Source organism: Tatumella saanichensis, from assembly GCF_000439375.1.
In the GTDB taxonomy this organism is placed as follows: Bacteria; Pseudomonadota; Gammaproteobacteria; order Enterobacterales; family Enterobacteriaceae; genus Tatumella; species Tatumella saanichensis.
In genome coordinates this window covers 39,248-54,787 of sequence record NZ_ATMI01000008.1, presented here as the reverse complement: position 1 = coordinate 54,787, position 15,540 = coordinate 39,248, and the positions used below count along the sequence as shown (strand labels likewise).

Below are 15,540 nucleotides of genomic sequence, written 5' to 3'. Positions count from 1 at the left end.
GTGCTACCGTTCGACTTGCATGTGTTAGGCCTGCCGCCAGCGTTCAATCTGAGCCATGATCAAACTCTTCAATTTAAAGTTTGATTTGCTGAAACGAGCTCAACGATGCTCAAGTGTAAAACACTCATAATGAATTTCATTATGTGTTCACTCTTAAGACTTGATATATTTTACGTCCGAGGACGTTGATATCAATCTTGCGAGTGCCCACACAGATTGTCTGATAAATTGTTAAAGAGCGTTGCAACTCAACCGTTTAGGTTGTTGTTGCGAGGTGGCGTATATTACGCTTTTCACCTCAGGAGTCAATCACTTTTTCATGATTTTTTCTCCGGACCGAATCGCTTCAGTCCCTGTCACGCCGCTGCGCATCGCGCTTTGCCGTGTCAGTGGGAGCGCATTATAGGGAGTTAATTTTTTCTGACAAGGGTTTATTTGAAATTAATTTCTGTTTGTCTGATTTTCACCCAAAATGCGCAATTTAGTGAAGTTTACGCTGTTTTCTTAATCAAATCGGGCAGTTCTGCAAGGCTGTTCAGTACCACATCCGCGGCGCTTTCCGCATCTTGGGTCAACGCCTGGCCGCTGCGAACCAGAATTTTATGCCCTACCCCAGCTGCTTGAGCCGCTAACATATCTTCACGCTTATCACCAACCATATAAGAGGCGGCCATATCGATATCCAGTTGCTGTTGTGCAGACAGCAACATGCCTGGTTGCGGCTTACGGCAATCACAGACCTGTGTGTACTCCGCAACGCTACCTTGTGGATGATGTGGGCAGAAATAGATGCCATCCAGCTCTACTTCTCTGTCGGCCAGCGACCAGTCCATCCACTCGGTCAGTTGCATAAACTGATCTTCGGTATACTTACCTCGGGCAATCCCCGACTGATTGGTGACAACCACCAGCGCATAGCCCATCTTCTTAAGTTCCTGCATCGCCTCGATAGTCCCATCAATAAATTGAAAGTCATCGATCTGATGGACAAAACCATGGTCAATATTAATCGTGCCATCACGGTCTAAGAAAATAGCCGGTATCTTGTTCGCCACAAATTTACTCCTCTGTTCAATGGCCGACAGTATCGCATGTTCATTGTCCGGTGTGTAATAAAAGCCTTCGTGGCCTCCTTAGTGTTTCATTTATATGGGAAGCGCATACGTCTGAATTTCATTGATGAATTCACTGTGTAGTAAACACGCTGCAACACGCATTATTTGATAGCCATCAAATGATTCACCGACAGATGAATTCCTGCTAAGAGTTTCATTGATTTAGACGTCTGGATGCCTTAACATCCTCACCATCACAGACAGAGTCACTGCATTTATGTCTGACTACTAACGAAATATCTTACATAATATCGATTAATTAGATGATTAAATTAGAAAACATCAGCAAAGTGTTCACGCAGGGGACTCGGACGATTACGGCACTGTCCGATGTCAGCCTGCATGTCCCCGCCGGACAGATTTACGGCGTCATCGGTGCATCTGGTGCTGGTAAAAGTACGCTGATCCGCTGCGTAAATCTGCTGGAGCGCCCGACCTCTGGCCGAGTGCTGGTTGATGGTCAGGAGCTGACGGCTTTCTCTGACAAAGCCCTCACTCTGGCACGCCGCCAGATCGGCATGATATTTCAGCATTTCAACTTGCTGAATTCCCGAACTGTCTTCGGCAATGTTGCGTTGGCTTTGGAACTGGAAAACCGCCCCCGTGCAGAGATCAACCAAAAGGTCACTGCCCTGCTGGAACTGGTCGGCTTGTCAGAAAAAAAAGAGGCCTATCCCGGCAACCTCTCTGGCGGTCAGAAGCAGCGTGTTGCTATCGCCCGCGCACTAGCCTGTGACCCTAAAGTCCTGCTGTGTGATGAAGCCACTAGTGCCCTGGATCCAGCAACCACCCGTTCTATTCTCGAACTGCTGAAGGATATCAACCGCCGCCTAGGATTAACTATCCTGCTGATCACCCATGAAATGGATGTGGTAAAGCGTATCTGTGACCAGGTGGCCATTATCAGTCAAGGGCAGCTGATTGAGCAGGATCAGGTCAGCGAAGTTTTCTCTCATCCTAAGACACCTCTGGCCCAAGAGTTTATTCAATCAACCTTGCATCTGGATATCCCGGATGATTACCGGCAACGCCTCAGCCCTCATGCCGCTGATGGAAAAATTCCGCTATTACGTCTCGAATTTACCGGCGAGTCAGTAGATGCACCGCTATTATCCGAAGTCGCCCGCCGTTTCTCGGTAGACTGCAACATTATCAGTGCGCAGATGGATTACGCCGGAGGCGTGAAGTTCGGCATTATGCTGACAGAAATGGCCGGAGACAGTCACAATACGCAACAAGCGATCCTGTGGTTGCGTGAACAACATGTAAAAGCAGAGGTATTAGGTTATGTCTGACCCGATGATATGGTTAATGGCGGGCGGCGTCTGGGAAACACTGGTTATGACCTTTGTCTCCGGTTTTTTTGGTTTTGTCATTGGCCTACCGGTCGGTGTACTGCTGTATATCACCCGTCCTGGGCAGATTATTGAAAACAAATCGCTGTACAGGACTATTTCGGCGATAGTAAATATTTTCCGCTCGATTCCGTTTATTATCCTACTAGTCTGGATGATCCCTTTTACCCGCGTACTGGTTGGAACCTCCATCGGATTACAGGCGGCCATCGTTCCCCTGACCATTGGTGCGGCCCCCTTTATTGCACGTATGGTAGAGAATGCGCTGCTGGAGTTACCTGCCGGACTGATTGAGGCCTCCCGAGCCATGGGTGCCACCCCGATGCAAATTATCCGTAAAGTGTTATTACCTGAAGCCTTACCCGGTTTAATTAATGCCGCCACCATTACCCTGATTACCCTAGTCGGTTACTCCGCAATGGGCGGAGCCGTAGGGGCTGGAGGGCTGGGGCAGATCGGTATCCAATACGGTTATATCGGTTATAACGCAGTAGTGATGAATACGGTATTAGTGTTACTGGTCGTTCTGGTGTATTTAATTCAGTTCTGTGGCGATCGTATTGTTCGCGCAGTCACACATAAATAAAAACATTCTCTGATACTTATAGTAAGGACTCATATATGACCTTTACCTTTAAAAAACTGGCCGCAGTGGGTGCCCTGATTGGTGCGATCGCATTGACAGGCTGCGATCAAAAAGCCAAAGAAGATCCAAATCACATTAAAGTCGGCGTGATTGCGGGCGCCGAACAACAAGTCGCTGAAGTGGCAAAACAGGTCGCTAAACAGAAATACGGTCTGGATGTTGAACTGGTCACCTTTAACGATTATGTGCTGCCAAACGAAGCACTGAGTAAAGGCGATATTGATGCCAACGCTTTCCAGCATAAACCTTACCTTGATCAACAGATCAAAGACCGTGGTTATAAACTGGTGCCGGTCGCGAATACCTTCGTTTACCCGATTGCAGGTTACTCCAAGAAAATTAAATCTCTGGACGAACTGAAGGATGGCGATCAGATTGCTATCCCTAATGATCCGACTAATCTGGGCCGTTCATTACTGCTGCTACAGAAAGTGGGTTTGATCAAACTGAAAGACGGTGTCGGCCTGCTGCCTACCACCTTAGACATCACCGAAAATCCGAAACACCTGAAAATTGTTGAATTGGAAGCGCCGCAGTTACCGCGTTCTCTGGATGATGACAAGATTACCTTGGCAGTGATTAATACCACTTACGCTAGTCAGATTGGCCTGACGCCCGCAAAAGACGGGATCTTTGTTGAAGATAAAGACTCACCTTACGTCAATCTGATCGTTACCCGCGAAGATAATAAAGATGCACAGAACGTGAAGAACTTTGTGAAAGCCTATCAGTCTGATGAAGTGGCTGCAGCAGCCAATAAGATCTTTAACGGCGGTGCCGTAAAAGGCTGGTAAGCTAATATCTGATCGAACAGAGGGTGGCAGCGATGCTGCCCTTTTTTATTTATCTCAGGGTGACTTGTTATTTACCTGAGCTCTTGTTTCAATAGCTTTTGATTATATTTGATGAGGATATTCTAATGCGTCTGTTTCCGCTTTGCGTGTTTGCATTAATGCTGACGGGCTGTACTGCCCGTCATGAAACACCAGCGCCACATCAGCCGCTTTTCCCTGCCAAGACAACGGAGCCGTCTCACAACAAACCCGTCCATCATCCGGTAGAAATTTTTACCTCTGCCACGGATTTGGTGAATAAGCCCTTTAAAGACAGAGGGGAAGTTTCTGGTGAAGATTGCCAAGTCACCGCTCAAAGCGCACCGGCTACTATCGCTACCGCCCGAAAACGCATGCAAATCAACGCATCGGAACTGAAGGCTAATGCGGTGCTGTTACATCAATGTACAGTGATTACCACAGCGGAAGGCTGTTATCACCAAGCAGTCTGCCAAGGCTCTGCGCTGCAAGTGTCTCAGTAATGAGCGAGTTCAGTTTTCAACAAATCGGTGTTATCCGTTCCCCGTGGAAAGAAAAATTTGCGGTTCCTCGGTAACCAGGATTGGTCAGACACGGCGGCGGCGAGTTACATTTATTGCCTCCCTTCAATCAGGCCGATGCTGTGAGGGGGCTGGAGGATTTTAGTCACCTGTGGGTGGTGTTTGTCTTTCATCAGACCATGCAACAGGGCTGGCACCCCACGGTCCGCCCTCCCCGTTTAGGCGGCAATCAGCGGATGGGCGTATTTGCCACCCGCTCGACATTTCGCCCAAATCCGCTGGGCATGTCGCTGGTTGCCCTAAAAGGGATCCGCACCGCAAAGCAGCAGGTGATCTTGGAGCTAGACAGCCTGGACCTGGTAGACGGCACGCCGGTGATTGATATCAAACCTTACCTGCCTTTTGCTGAAGCTCTGCCGGACGCACGGGCAGGTTATGCGCAGTTGGCCCCAGAGGCCGGTATGCCAGTAAGTTTTACTCCGCAGGCTGCGCAGCAGTTGCAACAACTGCATGCCAGCTACCCTCACCTTGAAGCCTTCCTGACCGATGTGTTGGCCCAGGATCCACGACCGGCCTACCGCAAGCAGGGGGAAGATAACCGTGACTATGCGGTCCGTCTGCTGACCTTCAATATCCGCTGGCGGGTCATTGATGGCGCTAACTGGGTGTTTGCTATCGAACCGGATTAAATCACGCTTTTTGACAACGCGACTCACTGTTACACTAGCGTCCAGACAGAATCACTTTCCGACCTTCCGTTTAACTGGAATATTAATTAATGCGTACTACTAAATATCTGCTCTCCACCCTTAAAGAGACGCCTTCTGATGCTGAGGTAATTAGCCATCAGTTAATGCTGCGTGCCGGTATGATCCGTAAACTGGCTTCCGGGTTATATACTTGGCTGCCGACGGGCCTACGGGTGATGAAAAAGGTTGAAAAGATTGTCCGTGAAGAGATGGATAACGCCGGTGCGGTCGAGATCAGCATGCCGGTGGTACAGCCAGCAGACCTGTGGGAAGAGAGCGGCCGCTGGGAGCAATATGGCCCAGAATTACTGCGTATTAAAGATCGTAACGAACGTCCGTTTGTCCTTGGCCCCACCCATGAAGAGGTCATCACAGACCTGATCCGTAATGAACTGAGTTCTTATAAGCAGCTGCCGCTGAACCTGTATCAGATCCAGACCAAATTCCGCGATGAAGTCCGCCCGCGTTTTGGTGTGATGCGCTCCCGTGAATTTGTGATGAAAGATGCTTACTCTTTCCACACCACTCAGGCGTCACTGCAGGAAACCTATGATGCCATGTATCAGGCCTACAGCCAAAGCTTTACTCGGATGGGACTGGACTTCCGTGCTGTTCAAGCAGACACCGGATCTATTGGCGGCAGTGCGTCTCACGAGTTCCAGGTACTGGCGAAGAATGGCGAAGATGATGTCATCTTCTCTGATACCTCGGACTATGCCGCCAATATCGAGCTGGCTGAAGCGGTAGCACCACAGGGTGAACGTGCAGAAGCCACTCAAACCATGACTCAGGTAGACACTCCCAACGCTAAAACCATCACTGAACTTGTGGAGCAATTCAACCTTCCTGTCGAAAAAACCGTCAAGACACTGATGGTAAAAGCGACAGAAGAAAGTGGTCATACTTTAGTCGCACTGCTGGTTCGTGGTGACCACCAGTTGAACGAAGTCAAAGCTGAGAAGCTGGACGTGGTTGCTGCACCACTGACGTTCGCGACCGAAGACGAAATCCGTGCTGTGGTCGGTGCTGGTGCCGGTTCACTCGGTCCCGTCGGCCTGACAATCCCCGTTATTGCTGACCGTACCGTGGCGAAGATGAGTGATTTCAGCGCTGGCGCGAATATCGACGGTAAACACTTATTCGGTATTAACTGGGTCCGTGACCTGCCAGAAGCTCGCGTCGCCGATATCCGTAACGTGGTCGAAGGTGATCGTAGCCCGGATGGTCAAGGTGTACTGCAGATCAAACGGGGTATCGAAGTCGGTCATATCTTCCAGCTGGGAACCAAATACTCTGAAGCGATGAAAGCCGCGGTACAGGGCGAAGATGGCCGTAACCAGACCCTGACTATGGGTTGCTACGGTATCGGCATTACCCGTGTGGTGGCTGCTGCGATCGAACAGAATCATGACGAACGTGGCATTATTTGGCCAGATGCTTTAGCGCCATTCCAAGTCGCGATCCTGCCGATGAACATGCACAAATCCTTCCGTGTGCAGCAACTGGCTGAGTCACTCTATGACGAACTGCGCGCCAAAGGCATCGACGTTATCCTCGATGACCGTAAAGAGCGTCCAGGGGTCATGTTCGCGGATATGGAACTGATTGGTGTCCCGCATACCATCGTTATCGGTGATCGTAACCTCGACAATAACCTGATCGAGTACAAACACCGCCGCGATGCAGAAAAACAGATGATCAACGCTGATGAAATTATCAGTTACCTGACCTCCTGCATTTCTGCCTGATCCCCGCTATCCGTCACACAGTGAAGTCCGTCACCGCCGGTGACGGACTTTTTTATCACTCTATTCCGCCGGCCCCCCGCTTAAGGTTATACTCTGGCTTATCCATAACTGGCTGATCGTCAAGGAGCCGACTGCCCATGCTCATTGAAACCTTACCCGATATAGAGACTCACCTTGCCGGTTTATCCGCTCTGCTGACCGATTGTGTGGACAGCGGTGCCTCTGTCGGGTTTATCTCCCCACTGGAGGAGCACGAAGCTGACGATTACTGGCGCAGTCTCCAGCCTTCTCTCACCGAGCGTAGCCGCTGTTTATTGATCGCCCGTGAACAGGGACAAATTGCCGGCGCGATACAACTGGCCTTATGTCAGAAGAAAAACGGTCTCCATCGCGCGGAAGTGGAAAAACTGATGGTCCATACCGCCTTCCGACGCCAAGGCATTGCCCGCCAATTACTCACCGCCTTGGAGACCCTCGCCGCCGAGCATCAGCGCACGCTACTGGTACTGGATACCCGTACCGGGGACAACGCCTCACTGCTGTATAGGTCTGAGGAGTATCAACAAGTGGGGACTATCCCTGAATATGTCACCAATGCGGCCGGCGAAATGGAAAGTACCACTTACTTTTATAAATCACTGAACCGTATTGGCGAAGACCTATAACGCGGTTATTCAGTGCCGCGCACTTTACCGCGTAATGACTTGGTCGCCGACTGCCGAGATTTCGATTGTAGCCGACGTAATTTCGATGCCCGAGTCGGACGGGTCGCCTTACGGGGTGGCTCTTCATAAGTGAGTTCGCGGATCAATGCCACCAGCCGCTCAATCGCCGCGCTACGATTTTTGTCCTGACTGCGAAACGACTGCGATTTGATCACCACCACACCCTCCGCGGTGATCAAATGATGATTCACCCGTAGCAGCTTCTGTTGGACCTCTTCCGCCAACTGAGAGGCGCGGATATCAAAGCGCAAATGCACTGCGGTAGAGGCTTTATTCACATGTTGCCCGCCGTTTCCCTGAGCACGGATCGCACTGAGGCTGATGTCCTCCGGGTTCAGACGGATTGTACGGGTCACTTCAATCATTTTGCGGCCTGCCAATGTGTCAGTTGAAATTCTGCGTGCCGTTCGCCGTCAGATAACCAGATGACCCCTTCCTGTAGGGTAAACTGTAGAGTCATATTCCGGTCTGCGAACGCACTCAGGCGGAACAGTTGTTCATCATCCAGATACCAGATATCTAATCCGCCTAACGCCGCCAGTTTATCACGATTCTGCTGCCACCAAACCTGAGCGGCCCGCTCGCTGTAAGCATAGAGGATCACATGGTCAGCCTGGGATGAGGCCTTCTTCAGACGGCGCTCTTCCGGCAGCCCCAGCTCGATCCACAGCCTTACGCGACCATAATCGTGATGCTCCCACAGCTCCGGCTCATCCTCTGATGAGAGTCCTTTGGTGAATTGCAGTTTATCGCCGGCATTCAAGACCCAGGCCAGCAACCGCAGCATCATCCGCTCTGCCGTTTCAGAAGGATGTCGGGCCAGGGTGAGCTGGACATCAGAAAAATATTGCCGGTCAAGATCGGCAATATTGACTGCCGCCTTATAGATGGTTGCTTTTAAGGCCATAGCCCCTCCATTTGCTGAATCCGTTATTGTAACGGAAAGCCACCGTTGGTATCACCACAATCCTTAACCGCACCTGCGGTCTGCAATGCCGAGACTTGCTATCGGCCTAATGACGGCATAGGCTGGTAACATCCGTACACGAAAAGGGTCGCGGAGACCGAAAGGAGGTGTTGTGAGTACAGGTTGCCGAATAGGACCCAGTGACGCGGGCCTGCGACATCGGAAATCGATAAACGCCTTACCGCGCGGCACAGTAATATTCTGGCCCGCGGAGTATGCCGAAATGAGCACGACTGGATATTTCAGGGACCATGCGGCGACAGCCGCTAAGATCAGAGGGTGAGCGACTATGTCAGTGAATGAAACTTATCAACCGATCAACTGTGATGACTATGACAATCTGGAACTCGCCTGCCAGCATCACTTGGTTTTAGCCATTGAGCTTAAAAACGGTGAGACGCTGCAGGCAAAAGCCAGTGACCTGCTGACACGTAAAAATGTCGAGTACCTGGTTGCTGAAGCCAGTGGTGAGCCACGCCAGTTACGCCTCGACAGTATCCGCAGTTTCAGCCACCCACAAATCGGCACAGTGGTCATCAGCGACAATTAACCCTTCTCCCGCAGGGCAGTTTCATTACTGTCCTGCCCTCTCTGGCTTGCGCCACACTAAATGCCAGCAACCATCCTCTGCAAGGCCTGTACTGTCAGCAAAACGGGTGACAAATACACCCGGTGCGCAAACCGGCTGCTGGCCATAAAACAGGATTGGCGTAGTTTCCCGTTGCCAAGGAGGGATGCCCGATTCCTGCCAGAGCTTTTTAAGCGTACGCCCGCGCTCACGGCCGCAGATATGCAAGTTACCGGTCGCCGTAAAGCGGACATTTACCTGCTCATCCGGACGCGGCAGCGGTAAACGAATCCCCTGAGGGGCAGACATCAGTTGGCCCAGACCGGCAGGCAAGCACAACGGTTGCCGTAAGTCTGGCCAAGTGAGCTGCTGTTGTCGCTGACTGGGAAATACCCTTACCCACCACAGTTGCTGGTGATAACGTCTCAGCTCACCGCTCCCCAATACAATCCGCGGGTTAGCATCCTCACGGCTGAGCGCCACTTCCTGCCACAGTTTATCTAATACTGCCCGTGAGGGCATCGGTGCGCCACAGTAGGCCAGCCAGCGGCGTAACAGCCCGTGCCGTCGTAACGGACTCATCGCTTCCAGTGGTGCGACGGGCAGACTGTTTTGTGGGGTGATAAGTCCGTCAAGTGTCTCTTTAAGCAACTCATCCAGCAAGCTCTCCTGCTCGGCACAGAGTTCGGCGCTGCGTGCCGCAGTCGCGGTGAAGTACGGCCAGCGCTGTTCCAGCAGGGGTAACACCTCCAGCCGTAAAAAATTACGGTCATAAATCTGCTGCTGATTACTGTCATCCTCTACCCAGCGCAATTGATAACGGGCAGCGTAAGCCTCAAGTTGCTGTCGGCGATACGGCAGCAACGGTCTGAGCAACCAGCCCGCGGCAAAAGAGCGCTGTTTCGGCATGGCGGACAATCCAGCTGGCCCGCTTCCCCGTTTCAAGGCCAACAGCAGAGTTTCACATTGGTCGTCTTGATGATGGGCCGTTACCAAGGTTTCATCAGCCGCAAGCATGTCTGCAAACACAGCATAGCGGGCTTCTCGGGCGGCAGCCTCAATACCCTTCCCCTCGGCATTCAGCGTTACTTTCTGTACCGTCAGTGGGATCTCCCACTGCTTGCAGACTTGCTGACAGTGAATAGCCCACTTATCAGCGTACTGGCTGAGACCATGATGAATATGCACAGCACGCACTGTCAGCTTGCGTGTATCGCGTAACGATGCCAAGCAATGCAACAACACGGTAGAATCCAACCCACCACTAAAAGCGACCAACAGCCGCTGGTGCCCGCCTAATCCGAGCTCTTCAGATAACAGAATCTTGGCGCTCATTGCTGGCAAAGCTCCAGCGGTAGTCCATCAGGGTCACTGAAAAAGGTATAGCCTTTACCGGTCAGTGGATCTCTACGAACCGGTTCACATCGAACACCGGCTGCTTCAAGTTCCGCTACCGATTGCTCAATATTCTCAACACTAAACGCTAAATGACGCAAACCACTGGCTTCAGGATAACTGGGGCGTGGTGGTGGCTGTGGGAACGAAAACAGTTCGATCACGTACTGCCCGTCAAGGGCCAGGTCGGCTTTCCAAGAGTCACGGGCTTCACGATAGGTTTCCGAAAGCAAGGTCAGGCCGAGGATCCGACAGTAGAAATCACGGCTTTTCGAATAATCAGAGGCAATAATAGCGATATGATGAATACGTTTCAGGCTGGGCATAATCTAGGGTCACTCAACAGGGTGCCGAACGGTGAAGAGTAAAGGATGGCTGGCGGTTGTTCAACGGTCTGAGTGCCCTCTCAACGCAAAAGGCCGCCCTAAAGGGCGGCCTCACTGTCACACCTGCACAACTAATCAGGCATAACCGTAGTTCATCAGACGCTGATAACGACGGTTCAGTAACTCTTCTTCGGATAATCCGTCCAGTTCTGCCAGATCAGTCAGTAACTGCTGTTTCAATGACTGTGCCATCGTTTCCGGCTGACGGTGCGCGCCACCCAGAGGCTCAGGGATCACCGTATCGATCAGTTCCAGTTCCTGTAAGCGTGGTGCAGTGATGCCCATCGCGTCAGCCGCCAGCGGGGCTTTATCAGCGCTTTTCCACAGGATAGACGCACAGCCTTCCGGAGAGATAACCGAATAGGTGCTGTATTGCAGCATATTTACTTTATCGCCGACACCAATCGCCAGTGCACCACCGGAGCCGCCTTCACCGATCACGGTACAGATCACCGGTACAGTCAGGCCTGACATTTCACGAAGGTTACGGGCAATGGCTTCTGACTGACCACGCTCTTCGGCACCCACACCTGGGTAAGCCCCTGGCGTGTCGATAAAGGTAATGATTGGCATTTTAAAACGCTCAGCCATTTCCATCAGGCGCAAAGCCTTACGGTAACCTTCTGGTGCTGGCATACCAAAGTTACGACGGATTTTCTCTTTAGTTTCACGGCCTTTCTGATGACCAATAATCATCACCGGACGTCCGTCTAAACGGGCGATCCCCCCGACAATGGCTTTATCATCGGCATAGGCACGGTCCCCGGCCAGTTCATCAAAATCTTCAAACGCATGACGAACATAATCCAAGGTGTAAGGACGCATCGGATGACGCGCGAGCTGCGCGACCTGCCATGCACCCAGATCAGAGAAAATTTTACGGGTCAGCTCAACGCTTTTCTCGCGCAGACGCTGAATTTCCTCATCCAGATTAATGTCGTGTTTTTCATCCTGACGACCAATAGATTTCAGCGAATCAATTTTCGCTTCAAGTTCTGCAATTGGTTGTTCAAAATCCAGGTAATTAAGACTCATAATGTTCCTGTTTTAGTCAAACTCCAGTTCCACCTGCTCCGACCCTATCAATAAACGCAAATCGTTGAGCAGACGATCACTGGGCGAGATTCGCCACGATGCACCAAAGCGCAACCTTGCCCGAGCATCCTCTCTCTGATAGTAGAGATGTACCGGAATGGTCCCAGAACGATGCGGCTCCAGGGACTGACGGAGACGGTTTAAAAGCTGGTCATCAATTTGCCTGTCCGTCAGCGAGATAGCAAGTCCACGGGCATATTTTTCCCGTGCTTCATCGATGTCCATCACTTCCCTGGCGGTCATTTTAAGGCCGCCACTGAAATCATCAAAGCTGACCTGTCCGCTAACGATCAGAATACGATCTTTTTCCAGCAGATGCTGGTATTTATCAAGGGCATCAGTGAAAAGCATGACCTCAAGACGCCCAGAGCGGTCATCAAGGGTACAGATGCCAATTCGGTTACCACGTTTGGTCACCATAACGCGCGCCGCCAGGACCAGCCCAGCCGCGACGGTTATCTTACCACGATCTGTCGGGTGCATATCCTTAAGGCGTCCCCCCCCGGCATACCGTTCTATCTCTTTTATATACTGGGTAATCGGATGGCCGGTCAGATAGAGACCCAGGGTCTCACGCTCACCGTCCAGCCTAACTTGTTCCGGCCACGGCAATACACTGGCATAGGACTGCTCGACCTGTTCCGGCTCGTCAGCCAGAACGCCAAACATATCAGCCTGACCGATAGCTTCGGCTTTCGCATGCTGATCCGCCGCTTTTAGCGCATCATTCAGCGAACTCATCAATGCCGCCCGATGTGGCCCCAGACGATCAAAGGCTCCGGACATTATCAGTTTTTCCATCACCCGGCGATTTATTTTTTTAATATCGGTCCTGGCACACAGGTCAAACAGCTCTTTAAAGTAGCCACCGTTGTTACGGGCCTCAAGAATAGCCTCAATCGGCCCCTCACCCACCCCTTTGATAGCGCCGATACCGTACACGATTTCACCGTCATCATTCACGTGGAACGGGTACAGGCCGGAATTAATGTCAGGTGGTAGCACTTTCAAGCCCATCCGCCAGCATTCGTCCACCAGCCCGACCACCTTCTCAGTATTATCCATGTCTGCGGTCATCACCGCAGCCATGAATTCTGCCGGGTAATGGGCTTTCAGCCACAGTGTCTGGTAGGAGACTAATGCATAGGCAGCGGAGTGGGATTTGTTAAATCCATATCCGGCGAACTTCTCTACCAGATCGAAGATTTTCATCGACAGTTCCCCGTCGACACCCATTCTTTCCGCACCTTCTTGGAACACGGAACGCTGCTTGGCCATCTCTTCCGGCTTCTTTTTACCCATGGCACGTCGCAGCATATCTGCGCCGCCGAGAGTATAACCTGCCAGTACTTGGGCAATTTGCATGACCTGTTCTTGGTAGAGGATTATGCCATAGGTCGGCTCCAGCACCGGCTGTAGGGTTTCATGCTGCCATTGAATATCTGGGTAAGAAATCTCTTCACGGCCGTGTTTACGGTCGATAAAGTTATCTACCATCCCTGACTGTAACGGACCGGGGCGGAACAGGGCGACCAAGGCGATCATATCCTCAAAGCAGTCCGGCTTCAGACGCTTAATCAGATCTTTCATTCCACGGGATTCTAACTGGAACACCGCCGTCGTTTCAGCACGCTGCAACATATCGAAACTTTTCTTATCCTCAAGGGGAATAGAAGCGATATCTATCGGCGGTTCACCCTGCTTGGCACGCCGGGCATTAATCATTTCTAATGCCCAGTTGATAATCGTCAGGGTACGCAGCCCCAGGAAGTCGAATTTAACCAAACCGGCGTATTCAACATCGTTTTTATCAAACTGAGTGACCGGATGTTGGCCCTGATCATCGCAATACAGCGGAGCAAAGTCGGTAATTTTGGTTGGCGCAATCACTACCCCACCGGCATGTTTACCGGCATTACGGGTCACTCCTTCGAGCTTACGCGCCATATCGATCAGCGCTTTGACTTCTTCGTCAGCTTCGTAGATTTCCGGTAACTGAGGTTCGGCGGCAAAGGCTTTTTCCAGGGTCATTCCCGGGTCTGGTGGCACCAGTTTGGAAATACGATCGACGAAGCCGTAAGGATGGCCCAGTACTCGTCCAACGTCCCGGATAACCGCTTTCGCAGCCATGGTGCCGAAGGTGATGATCTGTGATACCGCGTCACGGCCATACATATCGGCAACGTGTTCGATCACCAGGTCGCGTTTTTCCATACAGAAATCGACGTCAAAGTCGGGCATGGAGACACGTTCTGGGTTAAGGAAGCGTTCAAACAGCAGATCAAATTCTAGCGGGTCGAGGTCGGTGATCTTTAACGCATAAGCCACCAGTGAGCCGGCACCGGAGCCCCTTCCCGGCCCGACCGGCACACCGTTATCTTTAGACCATTGGATAAATTCCATGACGATAAGGAAGTATCCCGGGAAGCCCATCTGGTTGATCACATCCAGTTCTATCTGCAAGCGTTCGTCATAGGCTGGCCGCTTCTCCGCACGCACTTGCGGGTCTGGGAACAAAAACTCTAGACGTTCTTCTAGCCCTTTCCGCGAACTGTCCACCAAGAAATCCTCAGTGGTCATATCACCGGTGGGGAACTGCGGCAAGAAGTACTCCCCTAACCGTACGATCACATTACAGCGTTTGGCAATTTCAACACTGTTTTCTAATGCTTCTGGCAGATCACTGAACAGCTCACACATCTCCTGCTCACTGCGCAAATATTGCTGTTCACTGTACAGACGTGGGCGTTTAGGGTCATCAAGGGTGTAACCATCGTGGATAGCAACGCGGATCTCGTGGGCATCGAAGTCGCTTTCGTTAAGAAAGCATACATCGTTGGTCGCGACCACAGGGATCCCCTGAGCTTCTGCCAGCTCAATCGCCAAATGCAGGTATTCCTCTTCGTCCGTACGCCCAGTACGATGCAATTCAAGATAGAAACGGTCAGCAAAGTGCTGCTGATAGAAGGCCAGACAGTCATTGACCATACTGCTGTTACCACGCAGCAGGCTGCGGCCAACATCACCACGACGTCCGCCGGACAACAGCAACAATCCCTCACCTAACTCTGCCAACCATTCGCGGTCAATCACCGGCCCATGGATACCGTAACCGCGCTGATACGCTTTGGAAATCAGCAGAGTCAGGTTCTGGTAACCGGTATTGTCCATTGCCAGCACCGTCAGCAAGGTCAGTTCATCACCCATTAGAGCACTGGCGACACGAAAATCTGCACCGATAATCGGTTTAATACCCGCCCCATGGGCCGCACCATAAAACTTCACTAGCCCGCACAGGTTGGTGAAGTCAGTAATCGCGATCGCCGGCATATTCAGAGAAGCTGCTTTTTTGACCAACGCGCCTGTCTTCGCCAGTCCATCGATCATGGAATAGTCGCTGTGTACGTGTAGATGTATAAAACGGGGTTCAGCCATAGAATATCCGGTGTTGCGATTAA

At 51.5% G+C, this 15,540-nt stretch carries 14 protein-coding genes, 1 rRNA gene and 1 pseudogene; 8 read left to right on the top strand and 8 right to left on the bottom strand.

Features of this window, described 5'->3' with window-relative positions; genetic code table 11:
* Both DW47_RS0104745 and gmhB read right to left on the bottom strand, forming a co-directional pair.
* A 16S ribosomal RNA gene (locus DW47_RS0104745) occupies window positions 1-75 on the bottom strand; the annotation flags it as partial.
* A gap of 416 nt (window positions 76-491) precedes the next feature.
* Entirely contained in the window at window positions 492-1,055 is a 564-nt protein-coding gene (gene gmhB, locus DW47_RS0104740; RefSeq protein ID WP_029685233.1) for a D-glycero-beta-D-manno-heptose 1,7-bisphosphate 7-phosphatase, read from the bottom strand.
* A gap of 323 nt (window positions 1,056-1,378) precedes the next feature.
* Between gmhB and metN the strand changes: the two genes are divergently transcribed.
* The 7 genes and pseudogenes from metN (at window position 1,379) to DW47_RS0104700 (ending at window position 7,611) form a co-directional block, all read left to right on the top strand.
* A complete protein-coding gene (gene metN, locus DW47_RS0104735) occupies window positions 1,379-2,410 on the top strand; it encodes a methionine ABC transporter ATP-binding protein MetN (RefSeq protein ID WP_029685232.1) in 1,032 nt (343 codons plus the stop codon).
* Window positions 2,403-3,056: a methionine ABC transporter permease MetI gene (locus DW47_RS0104730; RefSeq protein ID WP_029685231.1), complete on the top strand. Its 654-nt coding sequence runs from the start codon at window positions 2,403-2,405 to the stop codon at window positions 3,054-3,056. Before metN ends, DW47_RS0104730 begins: the two co-directional genes overlap by 8 nt.
* A 35-nt stretch (window positions 3,057-3,091) precedes the next feature.
* On the top strand, window positions 3,092-3,910 hold the full coding sequence (locus DW47_RS0104725) for a MetQ/NlpA family lipoprotein (protein ID WP_029685230.1): 819 nt from the start codon (window positions 3,092-3,094) through the stop codon (window positions 3,908-3,910).
* A 125-nt stretch (window positions 3,911-4,035) separates the two neighbouring features.
* Window positions 4,036-4,431 (top strand): Rcs stress response system protein RcsF, encoded by a 396-nt coding sequence (gene rcsF, locus DW47_RS0104720; RefSeq protein ID WP_029685229.1) that lies wholly within the window; start codon window positions 4,036-4,038, stop codon window positions 4,429-4,431.
* Window positions 4,431-5,138: pseudogene (tsaA, locus tag DW47_RS16250) on the top strand (tRNA (N6-threonylcarbamoyladenosine(37)-N6)-methyltransferase TrmO). Before rcsF ends, tsaA begins: the two are co-directional and overlap by 1 nt.
* An 89-nt stretch (window positions 5,139-5,227) precedes the next feature.
* Complete coding sequence (gene proS / locus DW47_RS0104710; RefSeq protein ID WP_029685228.1) at window positions 5,228-6,946, top strand: proline--tRNA ligase; 1,719 nt, start codon at window positions 5,228-5,230, stop codon at window positions 6,944-6,946.
* Between the two features lie 137 nt (window positions 6,947-7,083).
* On the top strand, window positions 7,084-7,611 hold the full coding sequence (locus DW47_RS0104700) for a GNAT family N-acetyltransferase (RefSeq protein ID WP_029685226.1): 528 nt from the start codon (window positions 7,084-7,086) through the stop codon (window positions 7,609-7,611).
* 5 nt (window positions 7,612-7,616) lie between these two features.
* Here the strand turns inward: DW47_RS0104700 and arfB are convergent, their stop codons facing one another.
* Together arfB and DW47_RS0104690 are read right to left on the bottom strand one after the other, a co-directional pair.
* Window positions 7,617-8,036 carry an alternative ribosome rescue aminoacyl-tRNA hydrolase ArfB gene (arfB, locus tag DW47_RS0104695; protein WP_029685225.1) on the bottom strand — a complete coding sequence of 140 codons (420 nt, stop codon included), beginning with the start codon at window positions 8,034-8,036 and terminating at the stop codon, window positions 7,617-7,619.
* Window positions 8,033-8,578, bottom strand: a complete 546-nt coding sequence (locus DW47_RS0104690) for a YaeQ family protein (protein WP_029685224.1) — start codon at window positions 8,576-8,578, stop codon at window positions 8,033-8,035. Before DW47_RS0104690 ends, arfB begins: the two co-directional genes overlap by 4 nt.
* A gap of 349 nt (window positions 8,579-8,927) precedes the next feature.
* Here DW47_RS0104690 and rof point away from each other — a divergent pair, with 349 nt between their 5' ends.
* Window positions 8,928-9,188, top strand: a complete 261-nt coding sequence (gene rof, locus DW47_RS0104685) for a Rho-binding antiterminator (RefSeq protein WP_029685223.1) — start codon at window positions 8,928-8,930, stop codon at window positions 9,186-9,188.
* A gap of 24 nt (window positions 9,189-9,212) precedes the next feature.
* Here rof and tilS read toward each other — a convergent pair whose 3' ends face one another.
* The 4 genes from tilS to dnaE form a co-directional block, all read right to left on the bottom strand.
* Window positions 9,213-10,541 carry a tRNA lysidine(34) synthetase TilS gene (tilS, locus tag DW47_RS0104680; RefSeq protein WP_029685222.1) on the bottom strand — a complete coding sequence of 443 codons (1,329 nt, stop codon included), beginning with the start codon at window positions 10,539-10,541 and terminating at the stop codon, window positions 9,213-9,215.
* Complete coding sequence (locus DW47_RS0104675) at window positions 10,538-10,927, bottom strand: VOC family protein (RefSeq protein ID WP_029685221.1); 390 nt, start codon at window positions 10,925-10,927, stop codon at window positions 10,538-10,540. The genes tilS and DW47_RS0104675 overlap by 4 nt, the downstream gene beginning before the upstream one ends.
* A gap of 135 nt (window positions 10,928-11,062) precedes the next feature.
* A complete protein-coding gene (gene accA / locus DW47_RS0104670; RefSeq protein WP_029685220.1) occupies window positions 11,063-12,022 on the bottom strand; it encodes an acetyl-CoA carboxylase carboxyl transferase subunit alpha in 960 nt (319 codons plus the stop codon).
* 12 nt (window positions 12,023-12,034) lie between these two features.
* Entirely contained in the window at window positions 12,035-15,517 is a 3,483-nt protein-coding gene (gene dnaE, locus DW47_RS0104665; RefSeq protein WP_029685219.1) for a DNA polymerase III subunit alpha, read from the bottom strand.
* Window positions 15,518-15,540 lie beyond the last annotated feature (23 nt).